At 69.1% G+C, this 15,567-nt stretch carries 17 protein-coding genes; 7 read left to right on the top strand and 10 right to left on the bottom strand.

Annotated elements, in window-relative coordinates:
- The first annotated feature begins 70 nt into the window (after nt 1–70).
- A complete protein-coding gene (locus GBO37_RS11035) occupies nt 71–1,072 on the top strand; it encodes a hypothetical protein (RefSeq protein WP_148910975.1) in 1,002 nt (333 codons plus the stop codon).
- On the opposite strand, the gene GBO37_RS11030 is transcribed toward GBO37_RS11035, so the two are convergent.
- Entirely contained in the window at nt 1,069–1,305 is a 237-nt protein-coding gene (locus GBO37_RS11030) for a DUF3253 domain-containing protein (protein ID WP_045981383.1), read from the bottom strand. The two genes, GBO37_RS11035 and GBO37_RS11030, sit on opposite strands and share 4 nt — an antisense overlap.
- Nucleotides 1,302–4,265, bottom strand: a complete 2,964-nt coding sequence (gene ileS, locus GBO37_RS11025) for an isoleucine--tRNA ligase (RefSeq protein ID WP_252929004.1) — start codon at nt 4,263–4,265, stop codon at nt 1,302–1,304. Before ileS ends, GBO37_RS11030 begins: the two co-directional genes overlap by 4 nt.
- Before the next feature lie 201 nt (nt 4,266–4,466).
- On the opposite strand from ileS, the gene GBO37_RS11020 reads away from it, so the two are divergent.
- Complete coding sequence (locus GBO37_RS11020; RefSeq protein WP_252929003.1) at nt 4,467–5,294, top strand: DUF6635 family protein; 828 nt, start codon at nt 4,467–4,469, stop codon at nt 5,292–5,294.
- A 7-nt stretch (nt 5,295–5,301) separates the two neighbouring features.
- Here the strand turns inward: GBO37_RS11020 and queF are convergent, their stop codons facing one another.
- Nucleotides 5,302–5,763, bottom strand: coding sequence for a preQ(1) synthase (gene queF / locus GBO37_RS11015; protein WP_148910972.1), 462 nt, complete (start codon nt 5,761–5,763; stop codon nt 5,302–5,304).
- Between the two features lie 102 nt (nt 5,764–5,865).
- On the opposite strand from queF, the gene GBO37_RS11010 reads away from it, so the two are divergent.
- Nucleotides 5,866–6,264 carry a group III truncated hemoglobin gene (locus GBO37_RS11010; RefSeq protein WP_252929002.1) on the top strand — a complete coding sequence of 133 codons (399 nt, stop codon included), beginning with the start codon at nt 5,866–5,868 and terminating at the stop codon, nt 6,262–6,264.
- Here GBO37_RS11010 and GBO37_RS11005 read toward each other — a convergent pair.
- From GBO37_RS11005 to GBO37_RS10980, 6 genes are all read right to left on the bottom strand, one after another.
- Nucleotides 6,261–6,917, bottom strand: coding sequence for a TRIC cation channel family protein (locus tag GBO37_RS11005; protein ID WP_252929001.1), 657 nt, complete (start codon nt 6,915–6,917; stop codon nt 6,261–6,263). The two genes, GBO37_RS11010 and GBO37_RS11005, sit on opposite strands and share 4 nt — an antisense overlap.
- The gene (gene rnhA / locus GBO37_RS11000) at nt 6,914–7,366 is read right to left on the bottom strand and encodes a ribonuclease HI (protein ID WP_045981388.1); all 453 of its coding nucleotides are present in this window, start codon (nt 7,364–7,366) and stop codon (nt 6,914–6,916) included. The genes GBO37_RS11005 and rnhA overlap by 4 nt, the downstream gene beginning before the upstream one ends.
- Nucleotides 7,359–7,964 carry a glutathione S-transferase family protein gene (locus GBO37_RS10995; RefSeq protein ID WP_148910969.1) on the bottom strand — a complete coding sequence of 202 codons (606 nt, stop codon included), beginning with the start codon at nt 7,962–7,964 and terminating at the stop codon, nt 7,359–7,361. The genes rnhA and GBO37_RS10995 overlap by 8 nt, the downstream gene beginning before the upstream one ends.
- Nucleotides 7,965–8,027: 63 nt before the next feature.
- Entirely contained in the window at nt 8,028–8,357 is a 330-nt protein-coding gene (locus GBO37_RS10990; RefSeq protein WP_045981390.1) for a DUF1330 domain-containing protein, read from the bottom strand.
- 68 nt (nt 8,358–8,425) lie between these two features.
- A complete protein-coding gene (gene ispH / locus GBO37_RS10985; protein WP_252928999.1) occupies nt 8,426–9,382 on the bottom strand; it encodes a 4-hydroxy-3-methylbut-2-enyl diphosphate reductase in 957 nt (318 codons plus the stop codon).
- A gap of 95 nt (nt 9,383–9,477) precedes the next feature.
- Nucleotides 9,478–10,908, bottom strand: a complete 1,431-nt coding sequence (locus GBO37_RS10980; protein WP_045981391.1) for a cobyric acid synthase — start codon at nt 10,906–10,908, stop codon at nt 9,478–9,480.
- Between the two features lie 72 nt (nt 10,909–10,980).
- Between GBO37_RS10980 and secG the strand changes: the two genes are divergently transcribed.
- From secG to GBO37_RS10965, 3 genes are read left to right on the top strand one after another with little or no spacing between them, the layout of a single operon-like run.
- The gene (gene secG / locus GBO37_RS10975) at nt 10,981–11,649 is read left to right on the top strand and encodes a preprotein translocase subunit SecG (RefSeq protein ID WP_252928997.1); all 669 of its coding nucleotides are present in this window, start codon (nt 10,981–10,983) and stop codon (nt 11,647–11,649) included.
- A 53-nt stretch (nt 11,650–11,702) separates the two neighbouring features.
- A complete protein-coding gene (locus tag GBO37_RS10970) occupies nt 11,703–13,346 on the top strand; it encodes a CTP synthase (protein WP_045983291.1) in 1,644 nt (547 codons plus the stop codon).
- Nucleotides 13,235–13,930 carry an MrcB family domain-containing protein gene (locus GBO37_RS10965; protein ID WP_371927555.1) on the top strand — a complete coding sequence of 232 codons (696 nt, stop codon included), beginning with the start codon at nt 13,235–13,237 and terminating at the stop codon, nt 13,928–13,930. The genes GBO37_RS10970 and GBO37_RS10965 overlap by 112 nt, the downstream gene beginning before the upstream one ends.
- On the opposite strand, the gene GBO37_RS10960 is transcribed toward GBO37_RS10965, so the two are convergent.
- Nucleotides 13,927–14,358 (bottom strand): Lrp/AsnC family transcriptional regulator, encoded by a 432-nt coding sequence (locus GBO37_RS10960; RefSeq protein WP_045983293.1) that lies wholly within the window; start codon nt 14,356–14,358, stop codon nt 13,927–13,929. The two genes, GBO37_RS10965 and GBO37_RS10960, sit on opposite strands and share 4 nt — an antisense overlap.
- A 115-nt stretch (nt 14,359–14,473) precedes the next feature.
- Here GBO37_RS10960 and GBO37_RS10955 point away from each other — a divergent pair, with 115 nt between their 5' ends.
- Complete coding sequence (locus GBO37_RS10955) at nt 14,474–15,535, top strand: ornithine cyclodeaminase (RefSeq protein ID WP_252928994.1); 1,062 nt, start codon at nt 14,474–14,476, stop codon at nt 15,533–15,535.
- Nucleotides 15,536–15,567: the final 32 nt, after the last annotated feature.

Here is a 15,567-nt window from a genome sequence, read left to right as displayed (position 1 = left end):
GCAGTGGGGCTTTTGCTGTCCCCGCACAACCGCTAGGCTGAACCCGATCACGTTCCGCAAAGGATGTCGGGTGCCCCCCAGGAAACTTAAGCAGCCCAATCTGCTGATCGTCGCCCAGGCCGGACGGCTGGAGTTCGAGGCCGTGATCCTCATGGCCAGCCTGCGCGCGCATGCCCCGGACTTCACGGGCACGGTGTTCATCGCCGAACCCACCCCCGACGGCGCCTGGAGCGGGCATGACACGGCCATATCGGACCCGTGCCGCCAACTGCTGACCGATTTCGGCGCCATGATCGTGCCGTTCACCGCGCGCCATTTCGGCGCCTCCTATCCTCAAGGCAACAAGATCGAGGCCCTGTCAGTCCTGCCTGCGGGCAAGCCGTTCCTGTTTCTAGACACCGACACGCTGATCACCGGGCAACTGGACCGGGTCCGCTTCGACTTCGCCCGGCCATCCGCCTCGATGCGGCGCGAGGGGACCTGGCCCAAGCCGCCGCTTTACGGCCCGGGCTATCACGGCATCTGGCAATCGCTTTACGACCGGTTCGGACTGTCCTTCGCCCCCACGCTGGACCTGTCGCAGCCTGACGAACACTGGGAACGCTATCTTTACTTCAACGCAGGCTGGTTCTTCGGGTCCGACCCGGCAGAGTTCGGCCAGCGGTTCCTGGCCTGGGCGCTGGCCTTGCGCGACAGCCCGCATGACGCATTGGCCTGCCAAGTGATGGACCCGTGGCTGGACCAGGCGGTGCTGCCGCTGGTCATCCACAGCCTGGGCGGCGGGCGGCCCGGCCCTGCGCTGGACGGTCTGGACGGCGACGTGACCTGCCATTACCGGCGGCTGCCGCTCCTCTATGCCCGCGACCCCGAGGCCGCGATCACCGCGCTAGAGGACGCCGTGGCCGCCAGGGAGGTCAAGCGCGTGCTGCGGGAATGGGAGCCTGCGCGCAAACTGATCTATCAGGACAAGGGACGCCAGAAGGTGCGCCCGATCTTTGCCGACAGGCCGACCCCTGCCCCGGAAAAGATGATTCGCAACCAGTTGAAGGCACGGGGGTGGTGGCTGGTCTAGCGCCGCGCCAATCGGATCGGGCCGCGCGGATCGGGCCCCACGGGGCGGCCCTTCTGCAGGACGGCGATGTCCCCCTCCGCCGCCATCCGCAGCGCCAGACGCCGCAGCGGGTCCATCAGCGGGCGCCAGTCCTCGGCCAGATCGCGTGCGATCCGGCTGGGGCAGCAGGTCGTGCCCGGCCGCAGCCGGGCGACCTGCGCAAGGATCGCCCCGCGCAGGTCGTCATCGGTCATCCCAGGGCCGCGTCGCAGCGCGCGCAGACGCCCGGATGGGCATGCGTGCCGACATCGGGCAGGATCTTCCAGCAGCGCTGGCATTTCTCACCCTCGGCGGTCTCGAAGACGACGCCGATGCCCGGGGTCTCGGCCATGCGGAACGCCTCGGTGGGCGCGGGGTCCGCGGTCAGCGACAGGTCCGACGTGATGCACACATCCGCGAAGGCCACCGACTTCAGCGCGGCCAGCATCTGGGCATCCTCGACATGGACGACGGGCGCGGCCTCCAGGCTGGCGCCGATCGTCTTGTCGGTCCGCTTGACCTCCAGCGCGGCGGTGACCACGCGGCGGGCGCGGCGGACATGCTCCCATTTGGCGGCCAGCGGCTCGTTCAGCCAATCCGCAGGCGTCTGCGCGAAATCGTGCAGATGCACGCTGTCATCCTCCGACGGGAAGCGCGACAGCCAGACATCCTCCATGGTGAAGGGCAGGATCGGCGCCAGCCAGGTCACCAGCCGGTGGAACAGCAGGTCCAGCACCGTCCGCGCCGCCCGCCTCCGCGGGCTGTCCGCCGCGTCGCAATAGAGCGCGTCCTTGCGAACGTCGAAATAGAAGGCCGACAGATCGACGGTGCAGAACTGGAACAGCGTCTGGAACACGCCCTGGAAATCGAACGCCGCATAGCCCTGGCGGACCTGGTGGTCCAGCTGCGCCAGCCGGTGCAGCATCCACTGCTCCAGCTCGGGCATCTGGGCGGGCTCGATGCGTTCGGCATCGTCGAACCCGGCCAGCGCGCCCAGCAGGAAGCGCAGCGTGTTGCGCAGGCGGCGATAGCTGTCGGCGGTGCCCTTCAGGATCTCGGGGCCGATCCGCTGGTCGGCGGTATAATCGGCCTGCGCCACCCACAGGCGCAGGATGTCGGCGCCGTACTGTTCGATCACCTTGGCGGGCACGATGGTGTTGCCAAGCGACTTGGACATCTTCATGCCCTTCTCGTCCAGCGTGAAGCCATGCGTGACCACGTTGCGATAGGGCGCGCGGCCCTTGGTGGCCGACGCCTGCAGCAGCGACGACTGGAACCAGCCGCGATGCTGATCGGTGCCTTCCAGATAGACGTCGGCGATCCCGTCCGGTGCGCCATCCTCGCGGTCGCGCAGCACGAAGCTGTGGGTCGAGCCGCTGTCGAACCACACGTCCAGCACGTCCATGACTTGGTCATAGGCCTCGGGGTCCGCGATCCCGTCCAGCACCCGCGCCTTGAAGCCCGCGCTGTACCAGACATCCGCGCCATCCGCCTCGAAGGCCGCGACGATCCGGTCGTTCAGGCGCGCATCGCGCAGCAGGAAGTCGTCGTCGGTGGGCTTGGCGCCCTTCTTGACGAAGCAGGTCAGCGGCACGCCCCAGGCCCGCTGGCGCGACAGCACCCAGTCGGGGCGGTTCTCGACCATGGAATGGATGCGGTTGCGCCCGGTCTTGGGCCACCACTTGACCAGCTGGTCGATTGAGGTCAGCGCCCGCGCCCGGATCGTGTCGCCATGCTGGCCCAGCCCGTCGTCCAAGGGCTTGTCGATGGCCGCGAACCACTGGGGCGTGTTGCGATAGATCAGCGGCGCCTTGGAACGCCAGCTGTGGGGATAGGAGTGCTTGATCTTGCCCTTGGCCAGCAGCGCGCCCGCCCAGGCCAGCTGCTTGATGACGCTGACATTGGCCGGGCCGTCCTTGCCGTCGGGCGCCACGATCGCCTCGCCACCGAAGATCGGCAGGTCCTTGCGATAGCTGCCGTCCGGCTCGACATTGTAGGTCATCGGCAGCTTGAAGCGCAGGCCCAGCTGATAGTCGTCGTCGCCATGGCTGGGCGCGGTGTGGACGAAGCCCGTACCCGCCTCGTCGGTGACATGATCACCTGGCAGCATGGGGACGTCGTAATCCCACTCGCCCGCGCTTCCTTCGACCCCGCGCAGGGGGTGGGACAGGATCAGCCCGTCCAGATCGGCGGCGGTCACGTCCGCCGCGCGGGTGAAGCCCGTGACCTTTGCCTGCGCCATCACCCCCTCGGCCAGCGCATCGGCCAGTACCAGACGCTCCCCGGCAACGGCGGTTGAACCTTCGGCGACGGCATCGACTTCGTAGAGACCATAGGCAATGTCCGGGTTGAAGGCGACCGCGCGGTTCTGGGGAATGGTCCAGGGGGTGGTGGTCCAGATGATCACAGATGCAGGCAAAAGGTAGCTAGCCTTCTCTGTTACTTCAGCTTGCTGGTCCTCGTAGGAAGACCCGCTTTCGCTCATTAGCAGGCTTGAAGTGGTGATCGGGAACCGCACCCAGATCGTGTGGCTGGTATGGTCGTGATACTCGACCTCGGCCTCGGCCAGGGCGGTCTTCTCCACCGGCGACCACATCACAGGCTTGGACCCCTGATACAGCGAGCCGTTCATCACCAGCTTCATGAACTCGGCCGCGATGACGGCCTCGGCGTGGTAATCCATCGTCAGATAGGGCCGGTCCCAGGCCCCGGTCACGCCCAGGCGCTTGAACTCCTCGCGCTGGATGTCGACCCATTCAGCCGCAAAGCGGCGGCATTCCTGGCGGAACTCGACCATGTCGACCGCGTCCTTGTCGCGGCCTTCCTTACGGTACTTCTCCTCGATTTTCCATTCGATCGGCAGGCCGTGACAGTCCCAGCCCGGCACATAGCGCGCATCGAAACCCATCATCTGGTGCGACCGCACGACGATGTCCTTGATGGTCTTGTTCAGCGCGTGGCCGATGTGCAGATGCCCGTTGGCATAGGGCGGGCCGTCATGCAGCACGAACGGCTTGCGCCCCGCCGCGGTCGACCGCAGGCGGTCATAGACGCCGATGCGCGCCCACCGCTCCAGCCATTCGGGTTCGCGCGCGGGCAGGCCCGCACGCATCGGAAACTCGGTCTGGGGCAGAAAGACGGTATCGCGGTAATCGGGCTGCGTGGCGTCGGCCATCGGGGCGTTCCTTTGAGAGATGTTCGGACAAGACTGACCCGGCGGCGTGAAACCTCACGCCACCGGGCTGCTAATTCGAGATCCGAACGCCGGAAATTTCATCCGCCCTCTATAGAAAGCGCCGCTTGGCGCTGCAAGCGCCGAACCTAGCGCATGGGCCCCCGTCCCGCTAGACTGCGGCCACCGCCTTCGGAGAGCCCGATGCCCCCCGCCCCCCTGCGCAGCCGCCTGMCCCGCCGCGATGCGGCGCTGCGCCGGTTCGCACGGCTGCGCTACGGTCCGCGTGGCACGCTGGCACTGCACCGCCACGCGATCGGCGCGGACCTGCTGCGCGCGCCGGTGAACGTGATGCTGGCGCCGGTGGCCCTGCTGATGCTGGGCGCGGGCTGGGCCCTGACGCGGATGGGGGCCACGCGGGTGGGCGGCTGGCTGCGCAGCCGGCGGGTGTTCCTGCGGTCCGACGTCTCGACGGTGATCCAGCGCGACCTGGGCGCGCTGATCGCCGATCTGCAGCGGCAGGGCCTGGGTCCGGACACGTCCCCCGACCGCATCGCCCGCGCCATCCGCAGCCATGCCGACACCCGCAATGCCGTGGCCGAGATCACGACCTCGCTGATCGTGCTGACCGTGGGGATCGCGCTGTTTCACCGGGCGACACCGAGCATGATCTCGCTTGCCGGGCCGATGGCGCAGATGCGCGCGCATGGCGCCGCGGTGCGCGACTTCGCCCTGGGCGACACGTTGGGGCGGGCGTGGTACTGGGGCTTTCCGGTGGAGACCGCGCCGCTGACGGTCGTCGCGACCGGGGKGGCGCTGGCCGTCGCGGGGTCGCTGGTCACCACCTTCGCGGGGCTGATCGCGGACCCGGTCCAGTTGTGGACCGGCGTCCATCGGCGGCGCCTGTCGCGCCTGATGGCACGGCTGGACGCCGAGACCGACAGCGGCGCGCCAGAACCCGAACACCTGCTGGCCCGTCTTGGCGACGTGATCGACACGGCGCTGATCGCGCTGCGATCCTGGCGCGGCTGAACGCCGCCTAGCCGCGCCCGCGATAGGTCGGCACGCCCTGATCGGGCAGCCACAGGCCCGCGGGCGCCGCGCCCGTCTGCCAGAACACGTCGATCGGCATGCCGCCGCGCGGGTACCAGTATCCGCCGATGCGCAGCCAAGCGGGCTTTAGCAGATCGGCGATGCGGCGGCCGATGCCCACGGTGCAATCCTCGTGGAAGGCGCCGTGGTTGCGGAAGCTGCCCAGGAACAGCTTCAGCGATTTCGATTCGACCAGCCAGTCGCCGGGGACATAGTCGATCACCAGATGCGCGAAATCGGGTTGGCCGGTCAGCGGGCACAGGCTGGTGAATTCGGGCTGGGTGAAGCGAACGGCATAGGTCTGGCCGGGCTGGGGGTTGGGCACACGTTCCAGCACGGCCTGGTCGGGGTGCTGCGGCAGGGGGGTGTCGCTGCCCAGCTGGGTCAGCGCGTCGGTATAGTGGCTCATGGCTCGCTCCTGTTTTGTCCGGGTGGGCTGCGACCGGGTGGCCCCCCTTACGGCGGCACGCGGCCCCTTGCAACCGCGCCGCCCCTGCCCCAGATGCGGCGCATGGACCCGCGTTTCGACATCACCGAGGCAGAGATCGCCCGCACCGTCGCCGTCTTCTACGGCGCCGTGCGGCGGCACGAGGTGCTGGCCCCGATCTTTGCCGAACATGTCGGCGACTGGGCCGCGCATGAGGATCGCATCGCCGCCTTCTGGAAGGGCGCGATCCTGCACAAGGCCGGCTACAACGGCAGCCCGATGCGCGCGCACCTGTCCGCGGGCAACGTCCGCCCCGAGCATTTCGAGATCTGGCTGGCGCTGTTCGACGAGGCGCTGCGCCGCACCCTGCCACCCTGGTCGGCCCGCGCTTGGTCGCAGATGGCGCATCGCATCGGCCAGGGGCTGCGCGCCGGGGTGCAGAACATCGACTCGGGCCGCGCGGGGCCGCCCGTCCTGCGCTAGCCGCGGGTGCGCGGCGGGCGGGGGCGATAGACCGGCAGCTTCCAGCCGCGCACCATGCTGCCCGCACGCAGCACGAAGGTGACCATGCCGCAGGCGGCCAGGGCCTCGACCCGGCCCAGGCCCATCCAGACCAACATCACCGCCGCCAGCGCCCCGCCAAAGGCCGCCGTCAGGTACAGCTCGCCCTGCTTGAGGACCAGCGGCACCTCGTTGCCGACCACGTCGCGCATCAGCCCGCCGAAGGTGCCGGTGACGACGCCCATGATGACCACGATGACCGGACTGAACCCGCCCGCCAGGGCCACGGCGACGCCCGCGGGCACCGCCACGGACAGGGCAAAGGCGTCCAGCCACAGCAGCAGGCGATAACGGCTTTCGAACCGGTGCGCGGTCCAGAACACGACCATCGCCGCCACCGCGGCCACGACGACCAGCGACGGCCGGGCGACCCAGAACACCATGTCGCGGCCCAGGATCAGGTCGCGCAGCGTCCCGCCGCCCACCGCCGTCATCGCGGCCATGAAGACAAAGCCCACCGGGTCCAGCTGCGCGCGGCTGGCCACCAGCGCCCCGGTCAGCGCAAAGACCAGCACCGAGGCATAGTCCAGCACCCAGACCAGCGTGGGCAGCCCCGCGATCACCTGTCCCGTCACGGCTTGAACGGCGCCATGCCCGCGCGGGCCAGTTCGTCCGCACGTTCGTTCTCGGCATGGCCGGCATGGCCCTTGATCCAACGCCATTCGACGCTGTGGGTGGCCTGCGCCGCATCAAGCCGCTGCCACAATTCGACGTTCTTGACTGGCTTCTTGTCGGCGGTCTTCCAGCCGTTGCGCTTCCAGCCGTGGATCCACTGGGTCACGCCGTTCTTGACGTAATTGCTGTCGGTCACGATCACGATGGTGCTGGGCCGGGTCAACGCCTCCAGCGCGCTGATGGCGGCCATCAGCTCCATCCGGTTGTTGGTCGTGGCAGGCTCTCCGCCCTGCAGCTCTCGCTGCTTGACCACGTTCGCGCCGTCCAGCGCGCGCATCAGCACGCCCCAACCGCCGGGGCCGGGATTGCCGCTGCAGGCGCCGTCGGTCCAGGCGAACAGTTCAGCCATCGATGGTCACGTGCCCCGGCAGGGCCGCCACCCGCGCCAGCCAGCCGCGCACGGCCGGAAAGCGGTTCATGTCGAACCCGCCGCGCGCACCCGCGCTGTGCGTATAGGCATAGAGGCAGATGTCGGCCAGGCTGGCCGCGTCGCCCACCAGCCAGTCTTGGGTCGCCAGATGATTTTCCATCACGGACAGCAGCGCGTGGCCGCGATCCAACAGGTCGGCCAGCCGGTCGGGCGTGGCATCCGCCGCGCGATGGGGATAGCTGACCAGCGCCTGGCGAACCGCGATGACCGGTTCGTGGTTGTACTGTTCCCAGAACATCCATCCCAGCATCTGCGCCCGCAGGGTCCGGCTGGCGGGCCAATAGGCCGTGCCCTCGCCCAGATAGCACAGGATGGCGTTCGATTCCGCCAGCGTGGTCCCGTCGTCCAGACGCAGCGCCGGCAGCTTGCCGAAGGGCAGCGCGCCCTGGTCCTTGGCCTGCTGCAGGGCGGCCGATCCGTATTCGCAATCGACCCGGTCCAGCGACTGGCCGGTCAGCGCCGCCAGCAGCCTGACCTTGTAGCTGTTGCCCGATGAGGGCATCGAATAGAGCCGCATGCTGTCCCTTTCCGCCTTGTCCGCGCCGCTATAGCCGCGATCGGCGCGGCAGGCCAGCGGGCCTCAGGCGGGCGCGGGAAGATAGGGGATGCTGCCGGCCGCGTCGCTGTCGTCGATCAGCCGGAAATGGCTGACGGACCCGCCCTTGCGGGCATTCGCATGGGGCGCATAGTCGGGATCGTTGACGAAGCCCATCGCATCCTCGCGGGTCGGGAACTCGATCAGCGCGATCAGGGTGACGTCGCGGGCCTCGCCCTCCAGCGTCTCGATATGGCCGGACCGCGACAGGTAGCGGCCGTTGTGGCGGGCGGCGATGTCATGGACCGCCGCCGCATAGGGGGCGATCCAGGCGTCGTCGGTGACGGTGACTTCGGCAATCAGATAGACGGTCATGTGGGGTCCTCCAACCTGTGGCCGGAGGATAGGACCGGGGCGGGCGATCCGGCAAGGGGCCGGTTCGGTCAGGCCGTCTCGCGCAGGACGCGGGGGACTTTGAACTCGACCCGTTCCACGGCGGTCTCGACCACCTCGACGGTCACGTCATAGCGGGCGTGGAAGGCGTCGATGACTTCGTTGATCAGCACCTCGGGGGCGCTGGCGCCGGCGGTCACGCCGATGCTGCGGATACCGTCCAGCGCCCGCCAGTCGATCTCGGCCGCCCGCATCACCAGCTGGGCATAGCCGCAGCCCGCGGCACGCCCGACCTCGACCAGGCGCTTGGAGTTGCTGGAATTCTCGGCCCCGATCACCAGCAGCGCATCGACATGCGGCGCCACCGCCTTGACCGCCGCCTGGCGGTTGGTGGTGGCATAGCAGATGTCTTCCTTGGCGGGCCCGACGATCGTGGGGAACCGCGCCTGCAGGGCCGCGACAACGGCGGCGGTGTCGTCGACCGACAGGGTGGTCTGGGTGATGAAGGCCAGGCGCGCGGGGTCGCGGACCTGGACGCGGGCCACGTCGGCCACGTCCTCGACCAGGATCACCTCGCCCTCGGGCAGCTGGCCCATGGTGCCAAGGACCTCGGGGTGGCCCCTGTGGCCGATCATGATCATCTGCAGGCCCGCGGCGTGGTGCCGTTCGGCCTCGATATGGACCTTGCTGACCAGCGGGCAGGTCGCGTCGACATAGACCATCTCGCGGCGCTGCGCCTCGGCCGGGACGGCCTTGGGGACGCCATGGGCGGAAAAGATCACGGGCCGGTCGGCCGGGCATTCGTCCAGCTCCTCGACGAAGACCGCGCCCTTGTCGCGCAGCGTGTCGACGACATACTTGTTGTGCACGATCTCGTGGCGGACAAAGACGGGGGCGCCCCATTTTTCCAACGCGAGTTCCACGATCTTGATGGCGCGGTCGACGCCTGCGCAGAAGCCGCGCGGGGCGGCCAGATACAGGGTCAGGGGGGCTTTGATCTGTTCCATGCCCCTCAGGTAGCGTGCCGACCCGGTTTCGTCCAGCGCCACGCGGTCACATCTGCTGCACCCTGCGCGCATGGCGGGGGCGCCCGCATCGGGGATCAGCGCGCGACGGCCAGCAGGGCCGCCACGTCCAGATGCGCCTCCAGGTGATCCGCCAGATCGTCCAGCGCGGCATCCACCCCGGCCTCGAACCCCGGACGCGAGGCGGCACCAAGCCGGGCCAGGAAGGCCGCGCGGAACGCGTCGTCGGAAAACAGCCCGTGCAGATAGCTGCCCGTCACGCGGCCATCCGCGCTGATGGCCCCGTCGGGGTCGGGGACATGGGCAAAGGGGCGCGCGCAGTCCGGGCCGTCGGTGCGGCCCATGTGGATCTCGTATCCCGACACGGGCTGGCCCAGGGCGGTGCCGGTCACGCGGGTCAGCCGCTTGTCGGGGGCCATGACGGTGGTCACGTCCAAAAGGCCCAGCCCCACCACCTGCCCTGCCACCCCGTCCGCGCCCGACGGATCGTCGATCATCCGGCCCAGCATCTGATAGCCACCGCAGATGCCCAGCACATGCCCGCCGCGCCGGTGATGCGCGGCCAGGTCGATGTCCCAGCCCTGCGCCCGCAGGAAGGCCAGATCGCCCAGGGTCGATTTCGTGCCCGGCACGATCACCAGACCGGCGTCGCCCGGGATCGCCTGTCCCGGCGCCAGCATGGTCAGGCGCAAGCCGGGTTCCGCCGCCAGCGGGTCCAGGTCGTCGAAATTGGCGATGCGCGACAGGGTCAGGCAGACGACATGCAGCCCCGTCCCGCCACTGGCGCGCAGATCGACCGCATCCTCCGCCGGAAGGCGGTGCGCGTCCGCGAACCACGGCACGACACCGAAGCCGCGCCAGCCGGTGCGCGCCTCGATCATGCGGTAGCCGTCGTCGAACAGGCGCGGGTCGCCGCGGAACTTGTTGACCAGGAAGCCCCGGATCATCGCGGCGTCGCCAGCGTCGATCACGGCCTGAGTGCCGACGATCTGGGCGATGACCCCGCCCCGGTCGATGTCGCCCGCCAGCACGACGGGCACCCCCGCCGCGCGGGCAAAGCCCATGTTGGCGATGTCGCGGGGGCGCAGGTTGACCTCGGCGGGGCTGCCCGCCCCCTCGACGATCACCAGGTCATGGGCGGCCGACAGGCGGGCAAAGCTGTCAAGAACCCCGCCCAGCAGGCGAGGCTTCAGCCCCTGGTAATCGCGCGCCTCGGCCCGGCCGATGGCGCGGCCCTGCAGGATCACCTGCGCGCCGCGGTCGGTCTCGGGCTTCAGCAGGACCGGGTTCATGTCGGTATGCGGCTCCAGCCCGCAGGCGCGGGCCTGCAGGGCCTGGGCGCGGCCGATCTCTCCGCCATCGGCAGTGACGGCGGCATTGTTGGACATGTTTTGCGGCTTGAAGGGCGCGACGGACAGGCCGCGGCGGGTCGCGGCGCGGCACAGGCCCGCCACCAGCATCGACTTGCCGACATTCGAGCCGGTGCCCTGGATCATCACCGCAACCATCGGACACTCTTGCTTGCCATCACCCTGACAGGTGACTAGATAGGCGCGTCCGCAAATGAAAGGCCGAAAGCCGTGGAAAACGTCATCCTGACCGTCCATCTGATCCTGGCAGTGATGCTGGCCGGGGTCGTCCTGCTGCAGCGTTCCGAAGGGGGCGGGCTGGGCATGGGCGGCGGTGGCGGTGCCGGCGGCGGCGTCATGTCGGGCCGGCAGGCGGCCAACGTGCTGACCCGGGTGACGTGGATCCTGGGCGTGGCGATCTTCGCGACCTCGATCGCGCTGACGATCTTGGCGGCGCGCCAGGCCAACAACAGCTCGATCATGGACCAGTTCGGCGGCCAGGCCCCGACCGAGGCACCGGCGACCGGACTGCCGGGTCTGCCGGCCTATACCCCGCCGCCCTCGACCGCGGGCAACCCGCTGACCCCGCCCAGCCCCGATGCGGCGACCGACGCCCCGGCGACCGAGACCCCCGCGGCGGACGCCCCGGCGGACCCCGGCAGAGGCCCCCGCGACGGCACCCGCCGACGCGCTGACCCCGCCCGCCCCCGACGCCCCGGCACCGGCCGCGACGGCCCCGGCGGCGGCGCCCGACGCCGCGGCGGAACCCGCCACCCCGGACACCGCGCCCACACCGGCGAACTGACGACAGACACCACTGCGGGGGGCGCCAGGCGCCCCCCTTCCACTTGCGGTCCGTTGCGGCCACGGGGCGAATCGGTTATTTCGTGGGTCCCGTGATCGTCGTCATTCGGACGGCCCGCTAAGACAGAATTGCACATCACGGGGGCCTCATGGCGCGTTACATCTTCATCACCGGCGGCGTCGTATCCTCGCTTGGCAAGGGGCTGGCTTCGGCGGCGTTGGGGGCGCTGCTGCAGGCGCGGGGGTTCACCGTCCGGCTGCGCAAGCTGGACCCGTATCTGAACGTCGACCCCGGCACGATGAGCCCGTTCGAGCATGGCGAGGTCTTCGTCACCGATGACGGGGCCGAGACCGACCTGGACCTGGGTCATTACGAACGATTCACCGGCGTCGCAGCGCGCCGCACCGACAGCATCAGCAGCGGGCGCGTCTATTCCAACGTGCTGGAAAAGGAACGCCGGGGCGAATACCTGGGCAAGACCATCCAGGTGATCCCGCACGTCACCAACGAGATCAAGGACTTCCTTGCAATCGGCGACGACGAGGTCGACTTCATGCTGTGCGAGATCGGCGGCACGGTCGGCGACATCGAGGGCCTGCCCTTCTTCGAGGCGATCCGCCAGTTCATCCACGAGCGGCCGCGCGGCGAATGCATCCTGATGCACCTGACCCTGCTGCCCTATCTGGCCGCCAGCGGCGAGCTGAAGACCAAGCCGACCCAGCACAGCGTCAAGGAGCTGCAGTCCATCGGCCTGGCCCCCGACGTGCTGGTCTGTCGCTCGGAACACCCGATCCCGGAAAAGGAACGCGCCAAGATCGCGCTGTTCTGCAACGTGCGTCCCGATGCGGTCATCCCGGCCTATGACCTCAAGACCATCTATCAGGCGCCCCTGGCCTATCATCGCGCGGGTCTTGACCGGGCCGTGCTGGACGCCTTCCAGATCAGCCCCGCGCCGCGCCCCGACCTGTCGCGGTGGGAAGACGTGATGGACCGGCTGGAGCATGCCGAGGGGCAGGTGAACATCGCCATCGTCGGCAAGTACACCCAGCTGGAGGACGCCTACAAATCCATCGCCGAGGCGCTGACCCATGGCGGCATGGCCAACAAGGTCCGCGTCAAGGCCGACTGGGTCGACAGCGAAAAGCTGGAGGGAGAGGGCGCGCATCTTCTGGACGGCTATCACGGCATCATCGTGCCCGGCGGCTTCGGCGAGCGCGGCACCGAGGGGATGGTCGCGGCCGCCCGCTATGCCCGCGAGAAGAAGGTGCCCTATCTGGGGATCTGCCTGGGGATGCAGATGGCCGTGATCGAGGCCGCGAGGAACCTGGCCGACATGCCCGACGCGGGTTCCGAGGAGTTCGACCACGAGGCCGGGCAGACGCGGTTCACCCCGGTCGTCTATCACCTCAAGGAATGGGTGCAGGGGAACTATACCGTCAGCCGCAAGGTCGGCGACGACAAGGGCGGCACCATGCGCCTCGGCTCCTACACCGCCGTCCTGTCCCAGGGGTCGCGGATTTCGGACGTCTATGGCGGCGCGACCGAGATCGAGGATCGCCACCGTCACCGCTATGAGGTCGACGCGACCTATCGCGCGCAGTTGGAGGCCGCGGGCCTGCGCTTTTCGGGCATGTCGCCCGACGGCAAGCTGCCCGAGGTCGTGGAATATGCCGACCACCCGTGGTTCATCGGCGTGCAGTCCCACCCCGAGCTGAAATCCAAGCCCTTCGAACCCGCGCCCCTGTTCGCAGGCTTCGTCCGCGCGGCGATGGAGGAAGGGCGGCTGGTCTGACCGCGCCCGCGCCCGACCCGGACCGGCTTGCCGCCGCGCTGTCCCTGACGGCGCGGCGGTATGCGTTCGCGCGGGCCGAACCGGTGGCCGGGCATCCGCTGGCCGGGTTCTTTCGCCGGGACGTGGCGGCGCTGGCGCGGGCGGCGGTGGCCGGGCGTCCCGAACGCCTGCTGGTGCGGGCCAGCACCGGTGCGCCGGGTTGGGCGGCGGTGCCTTGGGTCGCGTGGTTCGCGCCGCATGTGACGCGCAGCATGCGCCACGGGCTTTACGTCGCCTGCTTCGTGAACGCCCCGGACGAACGGATCGTGCTGTCGCTGCAGCATGGCGCGGCGGACGCGCTGCGCGAGCATGGCCACGACGCGGGCCTGCGCCATCTGCGCGACCGGGCGGCACGCACGCGGGACGGCCTGCCGGGGCACGGCTTTCACACCGGGCCCATCGCCTTGGGGTCGGACGCGACGCTGCCGCAGGGCTATCAGGCCGGCTGCGTCCTGTCGCGCAGTTGGGATGCGGTTGCGCCCGATCCGGACGGGTTCGACAGGGCGCTGATACGGATGCTGGACCTGTATCGCGCGCTGGTCTAGCGGGTGCCTGCGCGGCGGGTGGACAGGATCAGGTTCGTCTCGGATGTCATGACGCCGTCCAGGTCGCGGATGCGGCGCAGGACGTCGTCCAGTTCCGACAGCGACCCCGCGGCCAGGTCCACGATCAGATCCCACCGCCCGTTCGTCGAATGCACCGCCGTCACCTGCGCCATCGCGGTCAGGCGGGCCATGATGCGGTCTGCGCCCCGTCCCTCGATTCCGATCAGCATCAGGCCGCGGACCGGCGCATCCTGCGCATCGGCACGGGTGATGGCGGTGAAGCCCAGGATCTCCTGCCGCTCCAGCAGCCGGGCCAGGCGCAGGCGGACGGTCGCGCGGCTGACGCCCAGCCTGTCCGCCAGGTGCAGCACCGAGGCGCGCCCATCGCGGCGCAGCTGCGCGATCAGCGCCTGATCCAGATCATCCATAATGGCACCATTCCCCGCCAATATGGGCAATGATCCCGCCATTCCTGCTGCCTGTCCAGTTGAAACCGACCCATATCGCGCAGCATCATGGACGAAACCCTGCAGGAGAAGACCGATGACCCCGCCCTCGCGCCAGGCGCTTGTTCCCTTTGTCAGCGTCGATCACATGATGCAGCTGGTCCATCACGTGGGCATCGAGCCGCTGCTGGTCGAACTGGCCGACGCGATCGAGGCCGACTTCCGCCGCTGGCCCGATTTCGACAAGACCCCCCGCGTCGCCAGCCATTCCGACATCGGCGTGATCGAGTTGATGCCGACATCCGACGGACAGCATTACGGGTTCAAATACGTGAACGGCCATCCCGGCAACATGCGCCAGGGGCTGCAGACGGTCACTGCCTTTGGCGTGCTGGCCGATGTCGCAACCGGCTATCCGCTGCTGCTGTCCGAGATGACCATCCTGACCGCGCTGCGCACCGCCGCGACCAGCGCCATGGCCGCCCGCTGGCTGGCCCCGCACGATTCGCGGGTGATGGCGATGATCGGGAACGGCGCGCAGGCCGAGTTCCAGGCCCTGGCCTTCAAGGCGATCTGCGGCATCGCCGAGGTGCGCCTTTACGACATCGACCCTGCCGCCACCACGAAATGCGCGGCGAACCTGGCCGGGCGCGGGCTGCGCGTCGTCCCCTGTGCCAGTGCCGAGGAGGCGATCCTGGGCGCGCAGATCGTGACGACCTGCACCGCGGACAAGCAATATGCGACCATCCTGTCGGACAACATGGTAGGCGCGGGCGTGCATCTGAACGCGGTCGGCGGCGATTGCCCCGGCAAGACCGAGCTGCACCGGGACATCCTGCTGCGCGCCGGGATCTTTGTCGAATACCCGCCCCAGACCCGCATTGAGGGAGAGATCCAGCAGCTGGACCCCGACCATCCCGTGACCGAACTGTGGCAGGTCATCGCGGGCCACGTGCCCGGCCGCACCCACGCCGACCAGGTCACCCTCTTCGACAGCGTGGGATTCGCGATCGAGGATTTCAGCGCCCTGCGCCACATCCACAAGCGCCTGCAGGGCACGGGGCTGTTCCTGGACTTGGACATGATCGCCGATCCCGACGACCCGCGGGACCTGTTCGGCATGCTGTGTCGCGCGGCACCCCGGCAGGACGCCGCCTGATGTGATCGCCTGCGGCACGATCGCGAATTGCG

This window comes from Paracoccus sp. 08 (genome assembly GCF_024105395.1).
Classification (GTDB): domain Bacteria; phylum Pseudomonadota; class Alphaproteobacteria; order Rhodobacterales; family Rhodobacteraceae; genus Paracoccus; species Paracoccus marcusii.
This window is presented reverse-complemented; position numbering and strand designations above follow the sequence as displayed.